Here is a 19,165-nt window from a genome sequence, read left to right on the forward strand (position 1 = left end):
GAGTTCGACCCGGGGAGATCCGGGCGATCAGCAGTACCTGCAGCAGGAGGAGGCCGGAGCGAAAAGGAGAGCCCGTTCGGCGGGATGCCCGGCTCACAGGACGCGCACAGCGCTGTTGGCGAGTTCAAGAACGGTGTGCACAGTCAGTACGACGCCGTTCGGCCGCCAGGAATTCATCCGCCGGACCGCGGAACGCGCCGGTGTCGACCGGGGGATCGCCGATGCCGGTGTCGCCGCCGGTCCGGCGTTTGTCCTCGCCGCCTGAGCGGCTCCCGTCCGTCTCGATTTCGTGCTCGAGGCGCATCGGCGCGTGGTGCGAGCAACAGTCGTGTGTGAGACCTGAAACCGCTCAGCTGCGCGTCGTAGTGACCAGCCTTGATCGATGACACACTGCGGCAACCGGAGCCTGCCGGTCGGGGTCAACGGGGCGTTACGGTGGAGGATGAGGGCCTCCGGGAGTCGGTGCAGGTTGTGGTGATCCACACCGAAACCCGGGGTCCTCACCCATATCAAGATCATCAAGACCGTGTCGCCACGTCACCAACGTGCCCGAACAGCACAGCTAGGGCCTCGCGGTCGACCGGGACGGGCGAGTTGATGACCGGTCGCTGTGCCGGGGAGAACCGCTCCCTCTGGACGGACATCAAAGCCGCGAGCTGGTCGTGAGCGGCGGCGCCTTCGGCGGCTCGCACGTCTGAAGTGGAGGTGGTTGGTGTCGCGCGGGGCGCGGCTGCGCGCGTCGCGGTGCGTCGGCGGTTCTTTCCGCGCCCGGCGAAGAGGCTGTTGACAAGCGCGTTCTCGGCCGCACCGAGCGGGTTGGTCACCGTGTAGATAGCCCGGCTCACCTGGCGTACCGGACGGGGTGTCACCGCGTATTTGACGGTGCGGATCGGATGAGCCGTCTTGCGGCGGCGGGTGAAAAACCAGGCGGGTCCGAACGGTTTTCGTGATGTCCGCAACGCCCGTTCGGCGAGGTCCTTCGCCGGGCGGTGGACGAAGATCGTCCGGACCCGGTGCCCGGCCCGCGTTGACCGCGTTTATGCAGATGGCTGATCTGCGAGCGGTTGAGAGTGCAGAGCGACGACTGTCAACGATCAGGGCTTGCAATAGCTTCCTACCTGGAACACTCGTGTTGATGGCTGACGGATCTCGGCGATCAATCGAGTCGACCAAGCTGGGAGAATGGGTAGAAGCCGCTGACCCTGTCACCGGCCGGAGTGTTGCGCGGCAAGTCGTGGGAACGGTGACAGGTGAGGGCTGGAAGACTCTGATCCAGATTCGGATGACCGGTAGCTCGGAGACGATTACGGCCACTGGCAGTCATCCGTTCTGGTTGGCGACAAGGCAAGAATGGGTACCGGCGAGTGAGCTCCGTACCGGCGACATGGTGCGAGGCATCGACCGGCAAGTGCGCATCGCATCAACTGTCAAGGTCATGCGGCCACTGCGGGTCTACAACATCACCGTAGACGTTGGCCACGTGTATCGTGTGATGTCCGGGGACCAGGCGATCCTGGTGCACAATGGGCGCCCCCCACGCCAGGCTCCAGACCCGGCGGCGGAAGGACCGCACACTACGTTCCGATACGCAGGAGACACCGATGAGATCAAGATGTATGCCGAGTGGGCGCCACCGTCAGATCCGCGCGACCCAAGGCCCCTTGTTTTGCAGAAGCGTTTTGACCGCTACGGCCCGGCACATGTAAACCGTGATGGTTCAATCATTTCGACTCCGCACATCAATCTGCCGGACGGCAGTGCTAGAACCCTTGAACAATGGGAATTGCCGGGAGGATGCTAGTGTCGTTGGAAGTGAGTGTCCAATATCTCCTGGACTGGTATGCAAATAATTGTAACGGTGATTGGGGGCATGAATACGGCATAAAGATATCGACCATCGATAACCCTGGATGGCTAATTCAGGTGAACCTTTCCGAAACGGATATTTCCGGCCGAGTAATGGAGCCATGCACTTGGGAACCGGAACATGGGCGATGGGTTCGATCGTGGTCCAATGGGGAAGAATTTAATGTTGTGTGTGATGTGCACTCCTTTGACGTGGCTATTGGAGAGTTTCAGAAGTTTGCCGAAGCCAAATAAACTGAGTCGGTGACCCGTTCGGCGGGTTGGGTGCCGGGGTTCCACTGGCCCGGGCGCGTTCGCCGCCGACGCCACCGGCGGCCAACGACCGGATCTCGAAGTGCGGCACCGGCGCCGCACCCGCTGCGAGGATCGCATCCGCGTCGCGGAGAGCAGCCGCAGGCACAGCCGTTTGGGTTCGCATCGGCGTGCGTCGTGCCGTGTATGGCCAGCAGCTGCAGCCGAGCGGTTGGTTCGGTTGCGAGGCAGTCGATGGCGATCCAGGTCCGGTTGGCGTCGAACCCGTGCATAGGGAGGTTGCGCAGACCCGTCTCTTTCACCGGTCTCGCCGCGGTTGGGTTCGTGCAGCGCCTCGCCCGCGGCCTGACCCAGGGGGCGCAACTCGCCGTGCTGTGGCGCCTCGTGCCGGACGAGCAGATGCCGATCAACGTCGTCTTCGCGACCTTCGAGGTGGAGATCATGCCGCCGGCCCGGCTGCCGTCGGCCAGCGCGGCGCTGACGTTTGCCGAGCGAGTCGATCATTGCGTAGACCTCGGCCTCGCCGAGTCCCGGAGGTTCGCCGGCCCTCATCAGTTCTGCCTGAGCGGCCCCTCGATCGGCTTGCGCCCGGTTGAGGTCGACCACGCGTCTGCGTCGCCATCGACCGCCGACGCGCCGATCTCGCGCACAACTCCGCACCATGGAGTTCGTGTGGTCCGTACGACGCGGACGGGCATCCTATCGACGGAACTAGGATCAGCACCGACGCGGCACTGGACGCTGCCGAGAAGTGGCTCGGTCCCGGCGGCTACTTCGAACCGGAGTGAAATTGGAATCACGAATCGAATTCGATCAGTACGTTCTGGGCGAGGGCTTGAAGTTCCGTTGGGACGACGGTTTTGCCCTGGACGTGACCATCGATGGATCAGCGGTACTTGTCCGGGGCAACCCTGCGGGGCTGAGGTCGCTTGCGCGCCACCTGCTCACACTGGCTCAAGAGTCAGTCCCCGCCGGATCTCACCTACATCTCACGGGAGGTTCCGAACTCGACGGTGACGCTGACCTCATTGTCGAACGCGCTGATTTGTGACGGCCACGTCTCGGCCGGCAGCTACAGCAACGGCCGTCAACTCCTGAAGGACACGCGGAAGACGAAGGCCCGACCATTTCGACTGAGCAGGATCCCAGCGGCTTGTTGTTCCGCAATCGTGACTACACCGATTGGAGGACTGTGACACTTTCTCGGATCCCGGTGGTTCGGTGTCCGTCGTTGCCTACTCGTTGTTTGGTAGCGGCGGCCATTGGGTCGGTCACGGGCGCCGGTGTTGTCGAAGCGCAGTGGTTGTCAGCAGTCTGATGAAGATGGACGGTTCCCGCGTTCGCGCGTGGCTCTTCGCCTCAACTCGCCGACCAGCTCGTGGGCGACCGTGATCGGTCGCTGCGCCGGTGGCCCGCGAACCAGGTTCCGCACCACCCCGTCGGGCGGCGGCGCCTGGCCGGCGACTACCTGGGCCAGAGTCGACTCCGCCCAGGTGGGGCCAGTGTCCGTACCCACGGCCGACCCGCCGGCCCGGCAGGACGCCGCCATCTCGAGGACCGTCGTCGCCGTGTCCATTCACCCTTCACGAAGCTCAGTCCGGCGCCCGGTTTCCGAGCAGCGCCAGGACTGTCTTCTCTCGACGGCCAATCGCGCCAGAAAGTGTTTTCACCAAAGCGAATCAGGTCGAGCGTCCACTTCGGACACCCAGCCTGACGGAAACGCCCTGCCCGGAATGAGGATGCCGTACGCCGTGAAAGGCGCTTTCGGGTTGTCCAGCGTCCCGAAAGCGCATTTCACGGCAGGTGATCAGCTGCTCATTGCTGCCAGGGGTCGACGTAGGCGATGGTGGTCATTTCCACCTCCACGCCGGTCTCGAGGCTGCCCGCCGTGGCGCTCTGGCCGGTCACGTAGAACCGGACGCCGTCCTTCTTCGTGGTCATGGCGATCGCGTGGGCGCCGTCCGGGCCGCCGGCCAGGCCGTCGTACCGGCCGAGCCATGTCTGCCTGCCGGTGGCCGCGTCGTAGGCGATCGTCACGTAGTCGCTGCCCGCGCCGCTATCCGCGCTCGTGCCGGTGATGACCACCTTCTTGCCGTCGGGTGTGACCACGATGCCCGATGACGTGTCGTCTTGGTGGGCCTTGCCGTCGAACCGCTGGAGCCACAGCCGCCTGCCGGTGCGCTCGTCGTAGGCGACCGTGGTCATGTCGAACCCGGTGCCTGCGCCCTCCGTGTTGCCCGTGACGTACACCCGGCCCTGGGAAGCCGTGATGGCGTACGGGTTGTCGGTGGCGTGTCCCGGGCCGTCGTAGTTGTCCGACCACCGCACGGCGCCGGTACGGGTGTCGTACGCGATGGTCGTCAGGTCGACCGCCGTCGCGCCCTCGGTGCTCGCACCGGTCACGATGACCGAACGGCCGTCCTCCGACACCGTCATCGCGGACGGCATGTCGTAGCCGTGCGTCGGGCTGTCGTACCGGGCCACCCACTTCTGCTTGCCGGTGGCCGTGTCGTAGGCGACCGTGCCCCAGTCGTAGCCGGTCTCGGTCGGCCCCGGGCTCTGCCCGCTGACGAAGACCGTCCTGCCGTCCGGGGCCAGGGCGATCATCCGGGCGTCGTCGGTCGCCTTGCCCGCGCCGTCGTAGGTCGTGGCCCAGACCTGCCTGCCGGTGGTGGCGTCGTAGGCGGCGGTGAAGAAATCGTCGATGCCGTCGTCCGCGAGGGTCGTCATGCCCGTGACGTACACGCGCCTGCCGTCCTGGCTCACCACGATCCCGTTGCTCCAGGCCGTGAAGGCGCCCGGGCCGGTGTACCGCACCTCCCACTTCTGCCTGCCCGTCGCGGCGTCGTAGGCGATGGTGACGGCGTCGTTGCCGGTGGCGTCCGCGGCCGTGGCTCCCGTGACGTACAGCGTCCGCCCGTCCGGACTCACCTGCATGTCGTGGGGCTCGGCGTACGTGCCTGCCGGGCCCGCGTACTTCGCCGACCACAGCTCGGCACCCGTCTTCGCGTCGTGGGCGACCGTGGCGATGCTCAGGTTGTACTGCCCGGGCGCCGAGCCGTAGTTGACGCCGGTCACGAAAACCCGCTTGCCGTCGGGCGCGAGGACGACCTGCTCACCCGAGTCCTGCACGCCCGCGACGCCGTGATCCGCGGTCCACGCCTGGGCGACCGGGCGGACCACCATCGGGATCCGTACCTTGTGCCGGGCGTCGCGCCAGGTCAGCTGGCCGGAGACGTACGTGTTGACGGCCGCGCTGGTCCGGGTGAACGTCACGGTGAACGACTTCGTCTCGCCTCCGCGCAGCGTGAGCCGGTCGGGCTTGACCTTCACCGACACGCCGGGCAGACCCGTCACCACCGGGGTGTACGTCGTCTGGTCGCGGCCGACGTTGGTCACCGAGCGCGTCACCGTCTGCGTGCCCGGCAAGCGCCCGACGGAGATTGACGGCGTGTTCAGGTCGCTGGGGTCGAACGACTTTCCCTTCTTCGCCTCGGCGTCGCAGGCGGTCTGGGTCACGCCTTTGGTGGTGTCGCACAGGAACGCGACCCAGTCGTCGGCGCCGCTGTCGAAGACCAGCCCCGGGTCCACGGCGCTGTTGGGCACGACGTGCCCGGCGCCCTGTGCGAACGCGACCGCCGGGTCGCTGCCCGGCCCGTCGAGGACATCGCTGCCGGTCGTCATCAGCGCCGACTTGACGGCCATCGGCGACCAGTCCGGGTGCCGCTGCTTGAGCAGCGCCGCGAGCCCGGCGACGTGCGGTGCCGACATCGACGTGCCGCTCATCAGGTTGAAGTCCAGGCCGCCCTGTCCCGGCGGCGCGACCGCGGCGAGGATGTCCTGCCCGGGTGCCGTGAGGTCGGGCTTGAGCAGGTCACCGCCGGCGGCCGTGGACGGCCCGCGCGAGGAGAACGCGGCGATGTACGGCGCGGGCGTGTTGTAGGAGATCGTGGCCGCCGAGACCGACGCCGTGGCACCGGGCGTGGCGGCGTACGCCTGGATCGCAGCCTGGTTCGTGGCCGTCAGGTGCACGGTCGGCACGGCGTGGACGTCGGCGACGAGCCCGTCGTCGTCCGGGGTCGTGTTGACGAGGATCATGCCGACGCCGCCGGCCTCCTTCACCGCGCGGCTCTTGTTGATGCGTGCGTTGTTGCCCCGCTCGCAGACGACGATCTTCCCCGTCACCTTGGCGGGGTCGAGCACGGGCGTGCCGCCGTTGTCGACCGCGGCGTAACAGAGCCTCGCGAGCTGGTCGCTGGCCGTCGACTGCCCGGTCGTGGCCGCTCCGGAGTAGACGAGCGGCGCCGGGCCGGCCGCGGTGGTCGCGAGTGACGCGCCGGTGTGGGTGGTGCCGTCGCCGAGGGTGGCGGTGGCGGTCGTGCTCCGGTTGTGGGTGCTCGCGGCGACCGTCGTCACCCACGGCGACGGGTGAGCGACCGTCGTGGCCGCCGGGCCGCTGTTTCCCGCGGAGGCCGAGACGAAGACCCCGGCCTCGGCCGCGGCGAGGAACGCGATCTCAATCGGGTCGAGCAGGTCGGTCGTGGTCCCCGAGACGGAGAAGTTGAGCACGTCGACACCGTCGGCCACGGCCTGGTCGATGGCGGCGACGATGTCGGAGGTGGCACCCGAGGCGGTCGAGCCGTCCTCGCTGGACCACAGCGCCTTGTAGGCGGCGATCCGGGCGCGCGGCGCCATGCCGGTGATCGCACCGAGCACGGACATCGGGCCGGTAGCCGCCACGCCGTGGTTGCCGCCCGCGGTCGAAGCGGTATGGGTGCCGTGCCCGTTGTAGTCACGCGGGGAGGGGAACTCCCACGGCATCGCGCTCGTGACACCCGCGTCGCCGCCCCACGCCGCGTCGAAGTGCCGCGCGGCGACGATCTTGCCTGTGCAGTCGTCCGGCTGCCACGAGGCGTTCGCGACCGTTTCGCACGTGCCGTGGAAGTCGCTCAGCGGCGCGTACATCTTCCCATCGGTGTCGGGGTTGGCGAAGCTCGCGCTGTCGGGCCAGATGCCGCTGTCGATCACGCCGATGACCAGGCCCTCGCCCGCGCCTTCCGGGCCCTGCAGCTGGTCCCACAGCCCGCCCGGCTTGTCCAGACCGAGGAAGCCGGCGGTCGACGAGGTCTGCGTGGTGACCTTCCGGTCGGCGGTGACCGCGACGACGTCGGGCATCGCCCGCAGCTGCGCGGCCTGCGCGCCGGTCAGGTCGGCCGCGAACCCGTCGAAGGAGTAGACGTAGGTGCTGCGCTTCTTCGCGCCCACCGCCCGCGCCGCCTGGTCCTGCCGGCCCCGGACGTGGTCGGCGTACTCCGCGACTTGCGCCGACCTGGGGTTGACCTTGCGGCCGCGAGCCGGCTTGGTCGGCGGCAGCCCGGCGACGCCACCGTCGTAGGCGACGACGGGATCCAGCGCCATCTGGACGATATAGGTCTGCCGCGCCGCGGCGGTGCCGGGTTCGGCCGCGGCGGCGACGGGCGTCACCGCCGACGCCACCACCGCGACCGCCACGGCGGCCGGCAGCCACCGCCGGGCTCTGGACATTGTGGACCGTTCCATCGCTCACCCTCCGCGTCGAGAATTTCGCTGACGCTAGCGACGGACCACCCGGGTGCCATCCGTACCGCACACGGAAGAATGGCGGTAACCTAGGCCGACCAGGGAGAACGCGGCATGAGTGAGGTTGGCGGATGATCTCGGGAGCGCCGACCACCAGGGCGGACCCGCCCGCCGGTGCACTGATCGGTCGGGCAGCGGAGCTGGCCCTGGCCCAGACGGCGATCACCGCCACCCCGTCGGTCTTGCTGATCGAGGGCGAGGCGGGGATCGGCAAGAGCCGCTTGGTCCGCGAGCTGCTCGCCCTGCCCCCGGCCGCCGAGCGCCGGGTCCTCGTCGGCCAGTGCGAACAGCTCCAGGAGCCGCTGCCGCTCTCGGCTCTCCTCGACGCGTTCCGGCAGGCGGGCCCGCTGACCGGCGGCGCACTCAACCCGGTGATCGGCGCGCTGGCCCCGTTGTTGCCCGAGGTCGCCGCGTACCTGCCGCCGCCCCCGCCGCCGCTCTCCGACCCGGGCGCGGACCGGCACCGCGTGTTCCGCGCGGCCGTCGCTCTCCTCGACCGGGTCGGCCCTCTGCTGCTCGTGCTCGAGGACGTGCACTGGGCTGATCCCGTGACGCTGGACTTCCTCGCCTTCCTCGCCGCGCACCTCCCACCGGAGCTGGCGCTGATCATCACCGCGCGCACCGAGACCGGCCGGCTGCCGATCCGGGAGGCGCTGGCCCGCGCCCCGTCGGGTGCCGCCCGCGTCGTGGGCCTGCGCCCGCTCGACCGGGTCGAGGTCGCGCAGCTCGCCGGCGGGATCCTCGCCACGCCACCCGCGCCGGCCTTCGCCGAGCGGCTCTACGAGAAAACCGGCGGCATCCCCTTCGTGGTGGAGGAGGTGCTCCGCACCTATCTGGAGGAGCCGGGTGAGCTGTCGGGGCGGCCGGAGGCGCTCGACGACCTCGCGGTGCCGACCGTGCTGCGCGACGTGGTCCTGCAGCGCCTCTTCTCCCTCGGCAACGACGCCCGCGAGATCCTCGACGCGGCCGCCGTCACCGGTCTGGTGACCGATGACGCCCTGCTCGCCGAGGTGACCGGGCGCGACTCGGCCGGGATCGCAAACGCGCTCGCCCGCGCGCAGGAGGTCGGGCTCCTGCAGGAGGACAACCGGCACAGCAGGTTCCGGCACGCGCTCGCACGGCAGGTCGTGTACGAGTCGGTGCCCGCAGCGCGGCGGCGGTGGCTGCACCTGCGCACCGGTCGCGCGCTCGAGGCACGCCACGCCTCCCCTGCCCGGCTCGCGCACCACTACCTGCAGGCCGGTCACCACGCCGAGATGGTGGTCCACGCGGAGGCTGCGGCCGAGACCGCGCTCGCCCACGGCAACGACGCCACCGCCGCGCGGTTCCTGTTGACGGCGCTCGGCGCGGACGGAGTCGCGCAGGAGCTCCGGGTCCGGCTCGCGGTGAAGCTCGGCCGGGCCGCCGTCGACGGGCTCGCACACGCCGAGGCGCTGCCGATCGTCGACCGGCTGCTGGCCACCGAGCGGCTGCCCGTCGCGGTCCGGGGCGAGCTGCGGTTCGCGCACGGCCGCCTGCTCCGGCAATCCGGCGACGCCCGAGCCGGTCACTTGGAGATCGAGCGTGCCGTCGAGGATCTCGCGGACGAGCCCGCCCTTCTCGGGCGCGCACTCGCCGTCCTGGCCGCGCCCGAGACCGTCACGGGCAGGCACGTCCACGAGCACCTCGCCCGCTGCGACGAGGCGGCGGTGGCGGCGCGCCGCAGCGGTGACCGCGGTGTCGACGTTGCCGTGCGGATCACGCGGGCGGGCCTGTTGATGGAGCTGGGCCGGCCGGACGGCTGGCCGCTGGTCGACGAGCTGCTCGGTGGCGACGGCCTGTCCGCCCGCGAGCGGGCCCGCGCGTGCCTGAACTGGGCGCAGGGGGCGCTGCACGCGGGCCGTCTGGACCACGCGGAGGCGTTGCTCGCGGAGGGGCGGCGGGTCGCCGACCACGCGGAGTACCTGCGGGTAGCGGTGGTGCTCGACCTGGTGACGGCAGCGGTTGACCACGCGGCGGGCCGGTGGGACGGCCTGCTGGACCGGGTCCGGCTGATCGGCGGCACCCACGCCGCGTTCGGGGCAGCGGCGCTGGATTCGCGGCTGCTCCGGGGTTCGCTGCTCGCGGCGATCGGGCCGGCGGAGGAGGCTGCGGAGTGCTTCGGCGAGGTCATCGCCGTCGCGGAGCGGGTCGGGGCCGTGTGGCCGCTCATCTCGGCACGGACCGCCATGGCGCGGCTGCTGCTGACGCTGGACGACGCAGGCGGCGCCGCCGAGCACGCCCGGGCCGCGATCACCCAGGTCCGCGCGAAGGGGAACTGGGTGTGGGGTGGTGAGGCCGTGCTGTGCCTGGCGGAGGCGCTGGGCCGGGCAGCTGAGGTCGCGGCCGTCGTCGACGAGCTGGCGGCGGGTCTCGACCAGACCGACGCACCCCGCGCGCGGGGTGCTCTCCTTGCCGCACAGGCAATCCTGGCCCCCGACGGCGAGACCGGCCGGCTCCTCGACGAGGCCCGCGTCGTCACGGCGGGCGCGGGCTTGAGCTACGAGGAGGCGCAGGCCGCCGAACGGCTGGGGCTGTTGCGCTGCGGGCACGGGGACCCGCGTGGCGGCGCGGACCTGGAGGCCGCGTTGCGACGGTACGGCGCGCTGCACGCCACCCGTGACATCGCCCGCGTCTGCCGCGCGATGCGGCTGCACAACGTGCCGATCCCCTATCCGTGGCGAGGCGGGCGGCCCGCGCTCGGGCAGACGCTGTCGGCGCAGGAGCACCGCGTGGCCGCCCTCGCGGCGGCGGGCCGGACGAACCGGGAGATCGCGACCGAGCTGTTCCTGTCCCGCCGCACGGTCGAGAGCCACGTCTCGAGCGCGCTGCGCAAGCTCGGTTGCTCGTCCCGCAAGGACCTGGCGGGCCCTCTCCTCGACGACTCCAAGCCCGCGTGACGCGGAAGGCCGGGCCCGCGGGGTGGGCCTGGCCTGCGTTCCGCGAACTCACTGCGGTGCGGCGAAGAACGCCTGGATGTCGCCGACCACGACCTCGGGCACCTCGTGCGATGCGAAGTGGCCGCCTTTCTCGAACCGGCTCCGGTGCACGATGTTGGAGTCATCCCGCTCCGCGAAGGTCTGGCTCGTGCTTGACACGGACGCCCGCGCGTACGAGCCGACAACTGGGCCGACCGGATCAAGGCCGTGCCGGGCTTCGACGAGCAACAGCTGCAGAAAGAACCGCCAGGCGGTATCGGCGAGCCCGAGCCGTCCGACCACGCGCTGGGCCGGTCGAGGGGAGGCTGGACGACCAAGCTGCATCTGGCCATCGTGATGCGCCCCGGGTCTGGTGCAGGCCTCGTGCGGGTCCTTGCTGGCTTTCCAGGTCTTCGTGGCCTGCCAGGACACGCCCTCCGCGCGCAGGATCTGCCGGACGGTCTCGGTGCTCGCCTTGATCCAGGCGTGTTCGGCGAGGTAGCCGACCAGTTTGGCCAGGCTCCAGGTGGTGAACGGCAGTCCCAGCTCAGTCGGTTTGCAGGCGGCGATGCGGCAGATCTGCTCCCGGGCGGCCGGCCCGAATTTAGCTGGTCGGCCGCCCCTCCATTTTGGGGACAACGCCGCGAACCCGGAGTCGTTGAACGCGTGGATCACCTCCCGCACATAGCCCTCGGTCGCGGCGAACATCACCGCGATCTCACCTGCGGACCGGCCTTGCGACGAGGCCAGCACGATCCCGGACCGCCGCAGACGCACCCGATCCCGGGTCGATCTCGTGATCTTGACCAGCCGCTGGGCCTCTTCCAGCTCCAGCGACCGCGCGAACACCTCCGGCTGACGTGCCATGGCTCATCTCCACCGGCCAGTCTCACTCTCACCAGTCCCGATGTCCAGGCGACACAGTTACCACGTCAACGTTCCTTGACGAGGCACTAGTTTGTATTTGGCCAGGACGTTGGTTGCGGGTGGTCTTGGTTGACATGGGGAGAGCCTCCGGTTGGGGTGTGGTTTGTCTAGGACCCACTCCAACCGGAGGCTCTCGTGTCTCACCGTAATGCCCGGACCGCGGTTGTGGGCAGGCTGCTGATCGTCCAACGTCACCGGGCGGGAGCCGCAGGCGCATATCGCGGCCGCGATGGGGATCTCCCGTAAATGCGTGAAAACCTGGCTGGACCGATACGCCGCGGAGGGCGAGCCCGGTCTTCGCGACCGGTCCTCGCGCCCGCATTCCTCGCCGCGGCGGACCAGCGAGGAGACCGAGCGCCGGATCGTGCACCTGCGCCGGAGCCAGCGCCGTGGACCGGACTGGCTGGGAGCCGCGCTGGGGGTGCCGACGAGGACAGTGTCGCGGGTGCTGGCCCGCAACAATATCCCGCGGTTGTCCGCGCTCGATCCGATCACCGGCGAGGTGATCCGGGCCGGCAAAACCACCGCGGTGCGCTACGAACGGGACCGGCCGGGCGAGCTGGTCCACATGGACGTGAAGAAGATCGGCCGCATTCCTGACGGCGGCGGCTGGCGAGCACACGGCCGCGCGAACCAGGACGCCACCCGTGACCGCAGCGTCAGGATCGGGTTCGACTACGTCCACTCCTTGGTCGACGACCACAGCCGGCTGGCCTACTCCGAGATCCTCCCGGACGAGAAGGGCCCGACCTGCGCAGCGTTCTTCGCCCGGGCGATCACCTACTTCGCCGGCCACGGCTTCACCCGCATCGAGCGGCTGGTGACCGACAACGCCTGGGCCTACCGCTGGTCCCTGCGCCAGGTCTGCGCCAAAAACGGCATCCGGTAGAAGTTCATCAAACCCCACTGCCCTGGCAGAACGGGAAAGTCGAGCGCCTCAACCGCACCCTGCAAACCGAATGGGCCTACCGGCAGGCCTTCACCAGCAACACCGAACGCACCGCAGCCCTTGCCCCCTGGATCGAGCACTACAACACTCAACGCCGCCACAGCGCACTCGGCGGACACCCACCCACCAGCCGACTGCCACCAACCTGATGGCCAAATACACCTAGTGCCGCGGCCGTTTGCGTGGGCGGACGTACATGTACACAAGGAGACCTGCTCTCGCCCGATCAGCCTAAGGAAAGCGTTGTGGTTAGCGAGCAAGATCGTCCTCGGACACAAAAAGTGGTGAACTTTCACCGATCCTTTGACAGTTGGCCGATCCTGCAGAGGCAGGGTCGGCTTTGTGCTGTCCGCGTCCCTCTGTGTAGGGGGTGGTTGGCATGACGTCGATCATCGCCCCTGTGATCCCCGGCTCCGGCTCTGCTGTCGGACTCGCCGATGTGACTGCGGTGGCTGAGGCGTCGCGACTGCCGCTTCCTGTGCCGGTGGTGCGCGAGCCTTCGACGGCCCTGGGGTACGGGATTGCGCGGATTGATCGTTCGGGTCGGTTGTGTGTGCGGCCGGTGCTGGACCGGCTCGGGTGGTCGGGGGCGGTGCGCTTGGCGGCGGCGGTGGTGGGTACGTCGGTGGTGATGCATCCGGCGTCGGACGGCGTGTTCGCGCTGGGTTCGCGCCGGACGCTGGTGCTGCCGGTGATCCTCCGTCGCCGGTGTGGTCTTTCGGCCGGCGACGGGGTGCTGCTGGCCGCGGACCCGGTCCGGGGTGTGCTGGTGGTGCATCCGCTGCGCTCGTTGGAGCGGCTGGTCCTCGGCTACCACGCGAGTTTGCTGGGCGGTGATGACGATGCCCGCTGAACCAGCGGAACTCGACGCCGCCCGGTTGCTGTTGTCGAAGATGGGGATCAGCCCCGCCGACCTGGTGGCTGAACCGGCAGAGCGCAAGCCGATTCCGACGTTCTCGGAGTATCTGCCCGCAGTGCAGCGAGCCGTCTCAGTGCCGACGGCTCGGGCGTACTCGTCGTATTGGCGCCGGCTGGAAGAGGCGTGGGGGAGCCGTCGCCTGGACGAGCCGACACCCACGGAGATCAAGGAGCTCGCCGAGGTAGCGAAACAGCAGGCGCTGGTCCGCCGCAACTCCCGGGGTGGCCGCAGTGCAGCGGAGAATTTCATCGCCGCGGTGCGGTGTGTGTATCGGCATGCTGTGGACGATCAGATCCTGCTCGAGACCGAGAACCCGGCACGGCGCGTGGCCAAGCCCCGTCGGCTGCCGTCCCTGCGGCACGCGTTGCATGAGCCGCTGCTGGTCGAGATCAACCACGTCGCCGCGACCACCGGCGACGACCCCGAACTGGATACGCTGCTGCTGCGCCTGCACACCGAGACCGCCTGCCGTCGCGGCGGCGCCCTCGCCCTGCGACCGCGAGACCTCGACGAGACCCAATGTCTCGTGCTGCTGCGGGAAAAGGACGGCACCAGCCGCCTTCCGTCAGTCTCCCGCACACTCATGGGTCAGCTTCTCTCCCACGCGACTGAACGGGGCGCGACCCATCCGGACGGTCCGTTGCTGCGGTATCGGACGGGGGAGCCGATCACCAAACGCCGCTACGACCACCTCTGGAACCGCCTCGGCCGCCACATCCCCTCGGTCCGCACCCAGAACATCTCCACCCACTGGCTACGCCACACCACCCTGACCTGGGTCGAGCGGCACTTCGGCTACGCAACCGCGCACGCCTTCGCCGGCCACGCCGACGCCTCCGACAGCGCGACCATCACCTACATCAAAGCCGACCTGACCGACATCGCCACCGCCCTGCAAACCCTGACCGGCGAACCCCACCCACTCGCCCGAAAGGTCATGACCGCACCCGCGGGCGGACCCGTTTTCTTGGCAGGGAAGGCGGTGCGGACATGACACGCCTCATCCGCGGGATCCTCCGGGACGTCGCACTGTTCATCCAGTGCATATGCACCGGCCTGGTCGCGCTCGGTGCCGCCTACGCGTCCTACCGGCACGGACGCGAGTTCGCCCTCCGCTTCGGAGCCGACACCGCGACCGCCTCGATCTGGCCACTGCTCGTCGATGGCCTGCTGACCATCGCGACTGTCGAGCTGTGGAAGACCCATCGGGCGGCCAAGTCTCGGGGCGGTGGGTCGCGTGGCTGCGTTCGTCTTCGGCATCTGCCTGTCCCTGGTCGCCAACATCGGCTCGGCGCCCATGCTCAGCGTGCTGCAGGTGACCGTCGCTGCCTGTCCGCCGCTGGTCCTGCTGCTTGCAGTCGAGCTGCTCAACGGCGCGCTCAAACGCCGCACCGACACCGAGAGTGCCCGGGCGGAGCAGCAGCAGGACGAGAGCAGTCTCGACGGTGACCGCAGTATCGAGACCAGCGACGTCGTCCGCCTGCGCTCTGTACCGGCCTCCGGCAGTGGGTCCAACCAGTGCACCGCCGAGCAGCGCATGTGGGCCTACTACATCAGCCGAACCGCAGCAGGACACACACCGTCCGGCGCGGAACTCGACCGCATCGCCGGCACAGACAACTACGGGCGACGCATCCTTCGCCAATGGCGCGCAGCCAACAAAATCCCCCGACAACCACAGCTCACCACCGCAGCCACCGCCGACTGACGAGACGCCGAGTGAGGTCGCCGTCGTCGCCGGCGTACGGCGACCTCACCGGCGACGACGACCGTTCTCCGACACGTTCGGCAGTCGGGCTTGCGCACCAACCGTGAGTGTGAGTTCGAATCCCGGGGCGGGTTCGGACGACATCTGCATCAGTAGAAATGGCCTCTGAGCTGCGGTTTTCCGCGGTGATGGGGATCGTGAGCTGCCGCCGTGCTCGCCGAGGTGATGAGGGGTACGGCCACGGCGATTCAGGAGCAAGTTGACGGTCACCCGACTGGAGCAAGGCGGTTACCCGGCCGTCCGTGGTCGTTGTGGATTCAGCGTGGGGCGACGGGGCTGGTTGCGCTGGGTGCGGCGTACGCGTCGTATCTTGGCTAGCCGCTCTCGCGCAGCCCGGCGTCCGCGGCCTGATCGCCGGCCGGTCCCTGCTCTGCCCGCCGGATGACGACGTGGCCGCCGCGGTCGACACGGCCGTGTCGCTGGTCCGCCCAGAACGGCGGGTCCGCTCGTGACCTGGGGCGCGCTCAGCCGAGCGAGCTGATCGCCGCCGCGAGGCGCTGCGCGCGGTCCTTGCGGGCGACCAGCGCGGTGTCGAGGTCGACGGGGACGAAGCGGGTTTTCGTGCCCGGCGCGGCGCGGGCCACGACGTCCATGTCGGCGCTGATCACCGTGGCCACCATCGCGTAGCCGCCACCGGAGACGGCGTCGCGGTGCAGGATGATGGGTTGCGTGCCGCCGGGGATCTGGATGGAGCCCACAGCGTAACCGGCGTCGACGATGTTCGACGGGTCGGAGCCGGCGCCGAAGGGCTGCACGCGTTCGCGCCACTCGACGCCGGGGCCGTCATAGCGCAGGCCGGCGCGGTCGGCGACCGGGGTGAGCGTCCACTCCTGCTCGGTCAGGTTGGCGAGGCCGCGTTCGGTGAGGCGGTGGTCGTAGAGCCCCAGCATCACGCGGACCTGTTGCTGCGGGCCGAAAACCGGCCGGTGGTCCTCGGCGACGGTGTCGCCGGGCGGCGGGTTCGCCGGCGCGCCGATCGGCACGACGTCCCCCGATTCCAGCTTCCGGCCCTGGAACCCGCCGAGGGCACCGAGTACATAGGTGGAACGGCTGCCGAGCATCGCGGGCACGTCGATGCCACCGGAGAACGCGAGGAAGTAGCGGGAGCCGCCGCCGATGTAACCGAAGGACAGCTCGTCGCCGTCGGCCAGCGCCAGGCGGGTCCACTGAGGACGTTCCTCACCGTTGACCTTCACCGGCACCGGCGCGCCGGTCACCGCGACCTCCAGCGGGCCGCGGGCGCGCAGCACGGGGCCGAGGTACGTGCACTCGAGCAGCGCCTCGCCGTCGCGGTTGCCCACCAGCGCGTTGGCCAGCTCCGCCGAGTACTGGTCGAGCGCCCCGCCCTGCGGGATGCCCAGGTCGTAGTAGCCGATGCGGCCGCGGTCCTGGACGGTCGTAGCCAGTCCGGGTTGGCTGATCTCGATCGCGCGCTCACTCGCCACGGAGCACCTCCAGCAGGATGGCGTTGTAGGCCTCGGGGTCGGCGACGGCCCGCTCGGTGTCGAACTCGACGGGCACGATCCGGTAGCGGTACGTGCCTGCTGCCACTTCGGCTTCGATCGCGCGGTACTCCTCTTCGGACACCGGCGTGAACTTCACGATGTCGCCGGGCCGGAAGAACACCATGGAATCGGCGAAGTCGGCCAGCTTCTGCGCCGGGTCGAAGATCGGCGCCGCCGCGATGCCGAACATCTGGTAACCGCCCGCGCCGCGCACGGAGTAGATGCAGGCGAAGCACCCGCCGTGACCCACGGTCAGCTTCGGGGTGTCCGTGCGCGGGCTCAGGTACTTCGGCACCTCCAGCTGCTTGTCGCGCTCGACCAGCTGGAACAGGAACGGCAGGCCGGCGACGAACCCGACCATCGAGACGATCCACGGGTTCGTGTGGTGGCGCCGGATGAACTCGGCCGCGCCGTCGAGGTCGTTGATCCGCGCCGCGTAGTCGAGGTCATTGCCACTCGGGTCCTGGTGGTACCCCTCGCGAAACCGCGCGCCGACCTCGTGGGTGTACGGATCGTCGTACCACACGGGGACTTCGATGATCCGGGTCGACAGCACGGTGTTGCTTTGCCGCCGCGTCTCGGTTTCCAGCTCCCGGACGGTGGTCTCCAGGTCGGCCGGCGCCACCACGTCGGGGTCGAAGCGGATGAGCAGCGACGCGTTGGCAGGGCAGATGTCGACCACGCCGTCGAGGGACTTCGCGGCCAGCGCGCGTGCGATGCCCATGGCCCGCAGGTTCCCCGGCAGGCTCATCTCCTCCGCGATCTCGACGAAGAGGAACTCGTCGCCGCCCCACGTGTAGCGGGCCTGGGCGGGCAGGGTCTGTGGTGCGCTCACGCCTTCTCCTTCAGCAGTCCAGGAGCCGTTTCGATGAACTTCGTGTGGTGCTCGACCGCGGCGAACTCGGGCCGCGCGAACAGGGTCAGGTGCAGGCCGATCGTCGTCGCGATCCCGGTGATCTCGACGCCGCGCAGCGCCTCGGTCATCCGCGCCATCGCTGCGGCGCGGTCGGGGCCGTGCACGATCAGCTTGGCGATCATCGAGTCGTAGTACGGCGTCACCGCGTCACCCGCCTCGACCCCGCTGTCCACCCGCGCACCGGACGGCCACGTCAGGGTTTCGACCGTGCCGGGGCTCGGCATGAACCCGCGGTCGGGGTCTTCGGCGTTGATGCGCGATTCGAAGGCGTGCCCGGTGAACGTGACGTCGTCCTGGGCGAGGCCGAGCGGTTCGCCGCGAGCGATCCGCAGCTGCTGCTCGACGAGGTCGATACCCGTCACGAGCTCGGTCACGGGGTGTTCGACCTGCAGCCGCGTGTTCATCTCGATGAACGCCGCTTCGTGGTGCACCGGGTCGTAGAGGAACTCGACCGTGCCGACCCCGCGGTATTGGCAGGCCTGCGCGAGATCGACCGACGAGTGGCGGATCCGTTCGCGGACCTCGTCGGGCAGGTCGGGCGCGGGGGCCTCCTCGAGCACCTTCTGCGAGCGGCGCTGCATCGAGCAGTCACGGTCGCCGAGGTGGATCACGCGTTCGCCGTCGCCGAGCACCTGCACCTCGACGTGGCGCGCGCGTTCGACGAACCGCTCCAGGTACATCGTGTCGTCGCCGAAGCTCGCCCGCGCCTCGGACCGCGTGAGGTCGAGCGCGGAGAGGAAGTCGGTCGGATCGGTGACGAGGCGGATGCCGCGGCCGCCGCCACCAGCGGACGCCTTGAGCACCAACGGGAAACCGACCTGGCGGGCGACCGCGAGCGGGTCGGCGTCCGGGTCGAGCGGTCCGCCGGAACCGGCCAGCACCGGCACCCCGGCCTTGCGAGCGGCTTCGCGGGCGGCGACCTTGTCGCCCATGAGCCGGATCGCGTCGGGCGCTGGGCCGACCCACGTGAACCCGGCGTCGAGCACGGCCTGCGCGAAATCGGCGTTCTCGGACAGGAAACCGAAACCGGGGTGCACGGCGTCGGCGCCGGTGTCGCGCGCCGCCTTCAGCACGGCGTCCTGGTCGAGGTAGCTGTCGCGGGCCGGCGGCGGGCCGATTACCACGGCTTCGTCGGCGGTCCGCGCAGCGAGCGAATCGCGATCCGCTTCACTGCACACGGCGACGGTGGTGAGGCCCAGCTCGCGGGCGGTGCGCATGATCCGGACGGCGATCTCGCCGCGGTTGGCGATGAGGAGCTTGCGCACCCGTCAGTCCTCCACCACGACGAGGACCTCGCCGGGTGTCACCGTGCCCCCGTCCACGACGTTGATCGACTTGACCGTGCCCGCCGTCTCCGCGCGGATCTCGGTGAACTGCTTCATCACCTCGACGATGCCGACGGCGGCGCCGGCCTCGATGCGGTCGCCGGGCTGCACGAACGGCTCCTTGTCGGGCCCGGGACGCGTGTAGAAGATGCCGGGAAGCGGAGAGAGGATGTCGGACACGGG

14 protein-coding genes and 4 pseudogenes are annotated in these 19,165 nt (G+C 69.5%); 9 read left to right on the plus strand and 9 right to left on the minus strand.

The window, feature by feature from the left end; genetic code table 11:
- Window positions 1-124: 124 nt before the first annotated feature.
- The 3 genes and pseudogenes from AB0878_RS36525 to AB0878_RS36535 form a co-directional block, all read right to left on the minus strand.
- Window positions 125-304: a hypothetical protein gene (locus tag AB0878_RS36525; protein WP_366585322.1), complete on the minus strand. Its 180-nt coding sequence runs from the start codon at window positions 302-304 to the stop codon at window positions 125-127.
- A gap of 11 nt (window positions 305-315) precedes the next feature.
- Window positions 316-444, minus strand: a pseudogene (locus AB0878_RS36530) (IS481 family transposase); the annotation flags it as partial.
- A 74-nt stretch (window positions 445-518) separates the two neighbouring features.
- Window positions 519-959, minus strand: coding sequence for a hypothetical protein (locus tag AB0878_RS36535; protein WP_366585193.1), 441 nt, complete (start codon window positions 957-959; stop codon window positions 519-521).
- Between the two features lie 176 nt (window positions 960-1,135).
- On the opposite strand from AB0878_RS36535, the gene AB0878_RS36540 reads away from it, so the two are divergent.
- Together AB0878_RS36540 and AB0878_RS36545 are read left to right on the plus strand one after the other, a co-directional pair.
- On the plus strand, window positions 1,136-1,801 hold the full coding sequence (locus tag AB0878_RS36540) for a Hint domain-containing protein (RefSeq protein ID WP_366585195.1): 666 nt from the start codon (window positions 1,136-1,138) through the stop codon (window positions 1,799-1,801).
- On the plus strand, window positions 1,795-2,100 hold the full coding sequence (locus AB0878_RS36545; protein WP_366585308.1) for an Imm53 family immunity protein: 306 nt from the start codon (window positions 1,795-1,797) through the stop codon (window positions 2,098-2,100). Before AB0878_RS36540 ends, AB0878_RS36545 begins: the two co-directional genes overlap by 7 nt.
- Window positions 2,101-3,933: 1,833 nt before the next feature.
- On the opposite strand, the gene AB0878_RS36550 is transcribed toward AB0878_RS36545, so the two are convergent.
- Window positions 3,934-7,662, minus strand: a complete 3,729-nt coding sequence (locus tag AB0878_RS36550; protein ID WP_366585197.1) for a S8 family serine peptidase — start codon at window positions 7,660-7,662, stop codon at window positions 3,934-3,936.
- A gap of 146 nt (window positions 7,663-7,808) precedes the next feature.
- On the opposite strand from AB0878_RS36550, the gene AB0878_RS36555 reads away from it, so the two are divergent.
- Complete coding sequence (locus AB0878_RS36555; RefSeq protein WP_366585199.1) at window positions 7,809-10,655, plus strand: AAA family ATPase; 2,847 nt, start codon at window positions 7,809-7,811, stop codon at window positions 10,653-10,655.
- 48 nt (window positions 10,656-10,703) lie between these two features.
- Here AB0878_RS36555 and AB0878_RS36560 read toward each other — a convergent pair whose 3' ends face one another.
- Window positions 10,704-11,540, minus strand: coding sequence for a helix-turn-helix domain-containing protein (locus tag AB0878_RS36560; protein ID WP_366585201.1), 837 nt, complete (start codon window positions 11,538-11,540; stop codon window positions 10,704-10,706).
- A gap of 195 nt (window positions 11,541-11,735) precedes the next feature.
- Between AB0878_RS36560 and AB0878_RS36565 the strand changes: the two are divergent.
- From AB0878_RS36565 to AB0878_RS36590, 6 genes and pseudogenes are all read left to right on the plus strand, one after another.
- Window positions 11,736-12,698: pseudogene (locus tag AB0878_RS36565) on the plus strand (IS481 family transposase).
- 230 nt (window positions 12,699-12,928) lie between these two features.
- On the plus strand, window positions 12,929-13,402 hold the full coding sequence (locus AB0878_RS36570; protein WP_366585203.1) for a hypothetical protein: 474 nt from the start codon (window positions 12,929-12,931) through the stop codon (window positions 13,400-13,402).
- The gene (locus tag AB0878_RS36575; RefSeq protein ID WP_366585205.1) at window positions 13,386-14,462 is read left to right on the plus strand and encodes a site-specific integrase; all 1,077 of its coding nucleotides are present in this window, start codon (window positions 13,386-13,388) and stop codon (window positions 14,460-14,462) included. Before AB0878_RS36570 ends, AB0878_RS36575 begins: the two co-directional genes overlap by 17 nt.
- A pseudogene (locus AB0878_RS36580) lies at window positions 14,459-14,611 on the plus strand (hypothetical protein); the annotation flags it as partial. The gene AB0878_RS36575 and the pseudogene AB0878_RS36580, both read left to right, overlap by 4 nt.
- A gap of 94 nt (window positions 14,612-14,705) precedes the next feature.
- Window positions 14,706-15,176 (plus strand): hypothetical protein, encoded by a 471-nt coding sequence (locus tag AB0878_RS36585; RefSeq protein WP_366585207.1) that lies wholly within the window; start codon window positions 14,706-14,708, stop codon window positions 15,174-15,176.
- Window positions 15,177-15,544: 368 nt separating this feature from the next.
- A pseudogene (locus AB0878_RS36590) lies at window positions 15,545-15,688 on the plus strand (deoxyribose-phosphate aldolase); the annotation flags it as partial.
- Between the two features lie 12 nt (window positions 15,689-15,700).
- Here AB0878_RS36590 and AB0878_RS36595 read toward each other — a convergent pair.
- Genes AB0878_RS36595 through AB0878_RS36610 form a run of 4 tightly spaced genes read right to left on the minus strand, consistent with a single transcriptional unit; the run spans window position 15,701 to window position 19,162 of the window.
- Complete coding sequence (locus AB0878_RS36595) at window positions 15,701-16,681, minus strand: biotin-dependent carboxyltransferase family protein (protein ID WP_366585209.1); 981 nt, start codon at window positions 16,679-16,681, stop codon at window positions 15,701-15,703.
- Complete coding sequence (locus AB0878_RS36600; RefSeq protein WP_366585211.1) at window positions 16,671-17,576, minus strand: carboxyltransferase domain-containing protein; 906 nt, start codon at window positions 17,574-17,576, stop codon at window positions 16,671-16,673. The genes AB0878_RS36595 and AB0878_RS36600 overlap by 11 nt, the downstream gene beginning before the upstream one ends.
- A complete protein-coding gene (locus tag AB0878_RS36605; protein ID WP_366585213.1) occupies window positions 17,573-18,922 on the minus strand; it encodes an acetyl-CoA carboxylase biotin carboxylase subunit in 1,350 nt (449 codons plus the stop codon). The genes AB0878_RS36600 and AB0878_RS36605 overlap by 4 nt, the downstream gene beginning before the upstream one ends.
- Before the next feature lie 3 nt (window positions 18,923-18,925).
- Window positions 18,926-19,162, minus strand: coding sequence for an acetyl-CoA carboxylase (locus AB0878_RS36610; protein WP_220240282.1), 237 nt, complete (start codon window positions 19,160-19,162; stop codon window positions 18,926-18,928).
- Window positions 19,163-19,165 lie beyond the last annotated feature (3 nt).

Source organism: Amycolatopsis sp. NPDC047767, assembly GCF_040704195.1.
In the GTDB taxonomy this organism is placed as follows: domain Bacteria; phylum Actinomycetota; class Actinomycetes; order Mycobacteriales; family Pseudonocardiaceae; genus Amycolatopsis.

Excerpts from the sequence above, each read along its gene's own strand:
- AB0878_RS36525 (WP_366585322.1), bottom strand. The coding sequence starts at position 304 with ATGCGCCTCGAGCACGAAATCGAGACGGACGGGAGCCGCTCAGGCGGC.
- AB0878_RS36540 (WP_366585195.1), top strand. The coding sequence starts at position 1,136 with ATGGCTGACGGATCTCGGCGATCAATCGAGTCGACCAAGCTGGGAGAA.
- AB0878_RS36545 (WP_366585308.1), top strand. The coding sequence starts at position 1,795 with ATGCTAGTGTCGTTGGAAGTGAGTGTCCAATATCTCCTGGACTGGTAT.
- AB0878_RS36550 (WP_366585197.1), bottom strand. The coding sequence starts at position 7,662 with ATGTCCAGAGCCCGGCGGTGGCTGCCGGCCGCCGTGGCGGTCGCGGTG.
- AB0878_RS36555 (WP_366585199.1), top strand. The coding sequence starts at position 7,809 with ATGATCTCGGGAGCGCCGACCACCAGGGCGGACCCGCCCGCCGGTGCA.
- AB0878_RS36560 (WP_366585201.1), bottom strand. The coding sequence starts at position 11,540 with ATGGCACGTCAGCCGGAGGTGTTCGCGCGGTCGCTGGAGCTGGAAGAG.
- AB0878_RS36570 (WP_366585203.1), top strand. The coding sequence starts at position 12,929 with ATGACGTCGATCATCGCCCCTGTGATCCCCGGCTCCGGCTCTGCTGTC.
- AB0878_RS36575 (WP_366585205.1), top strand. The coding sequence starts at position 13,386 with ATGACGATGCCCGCTGAACCAGCGGAACTCGACGCCGCCCGGTTGCTG.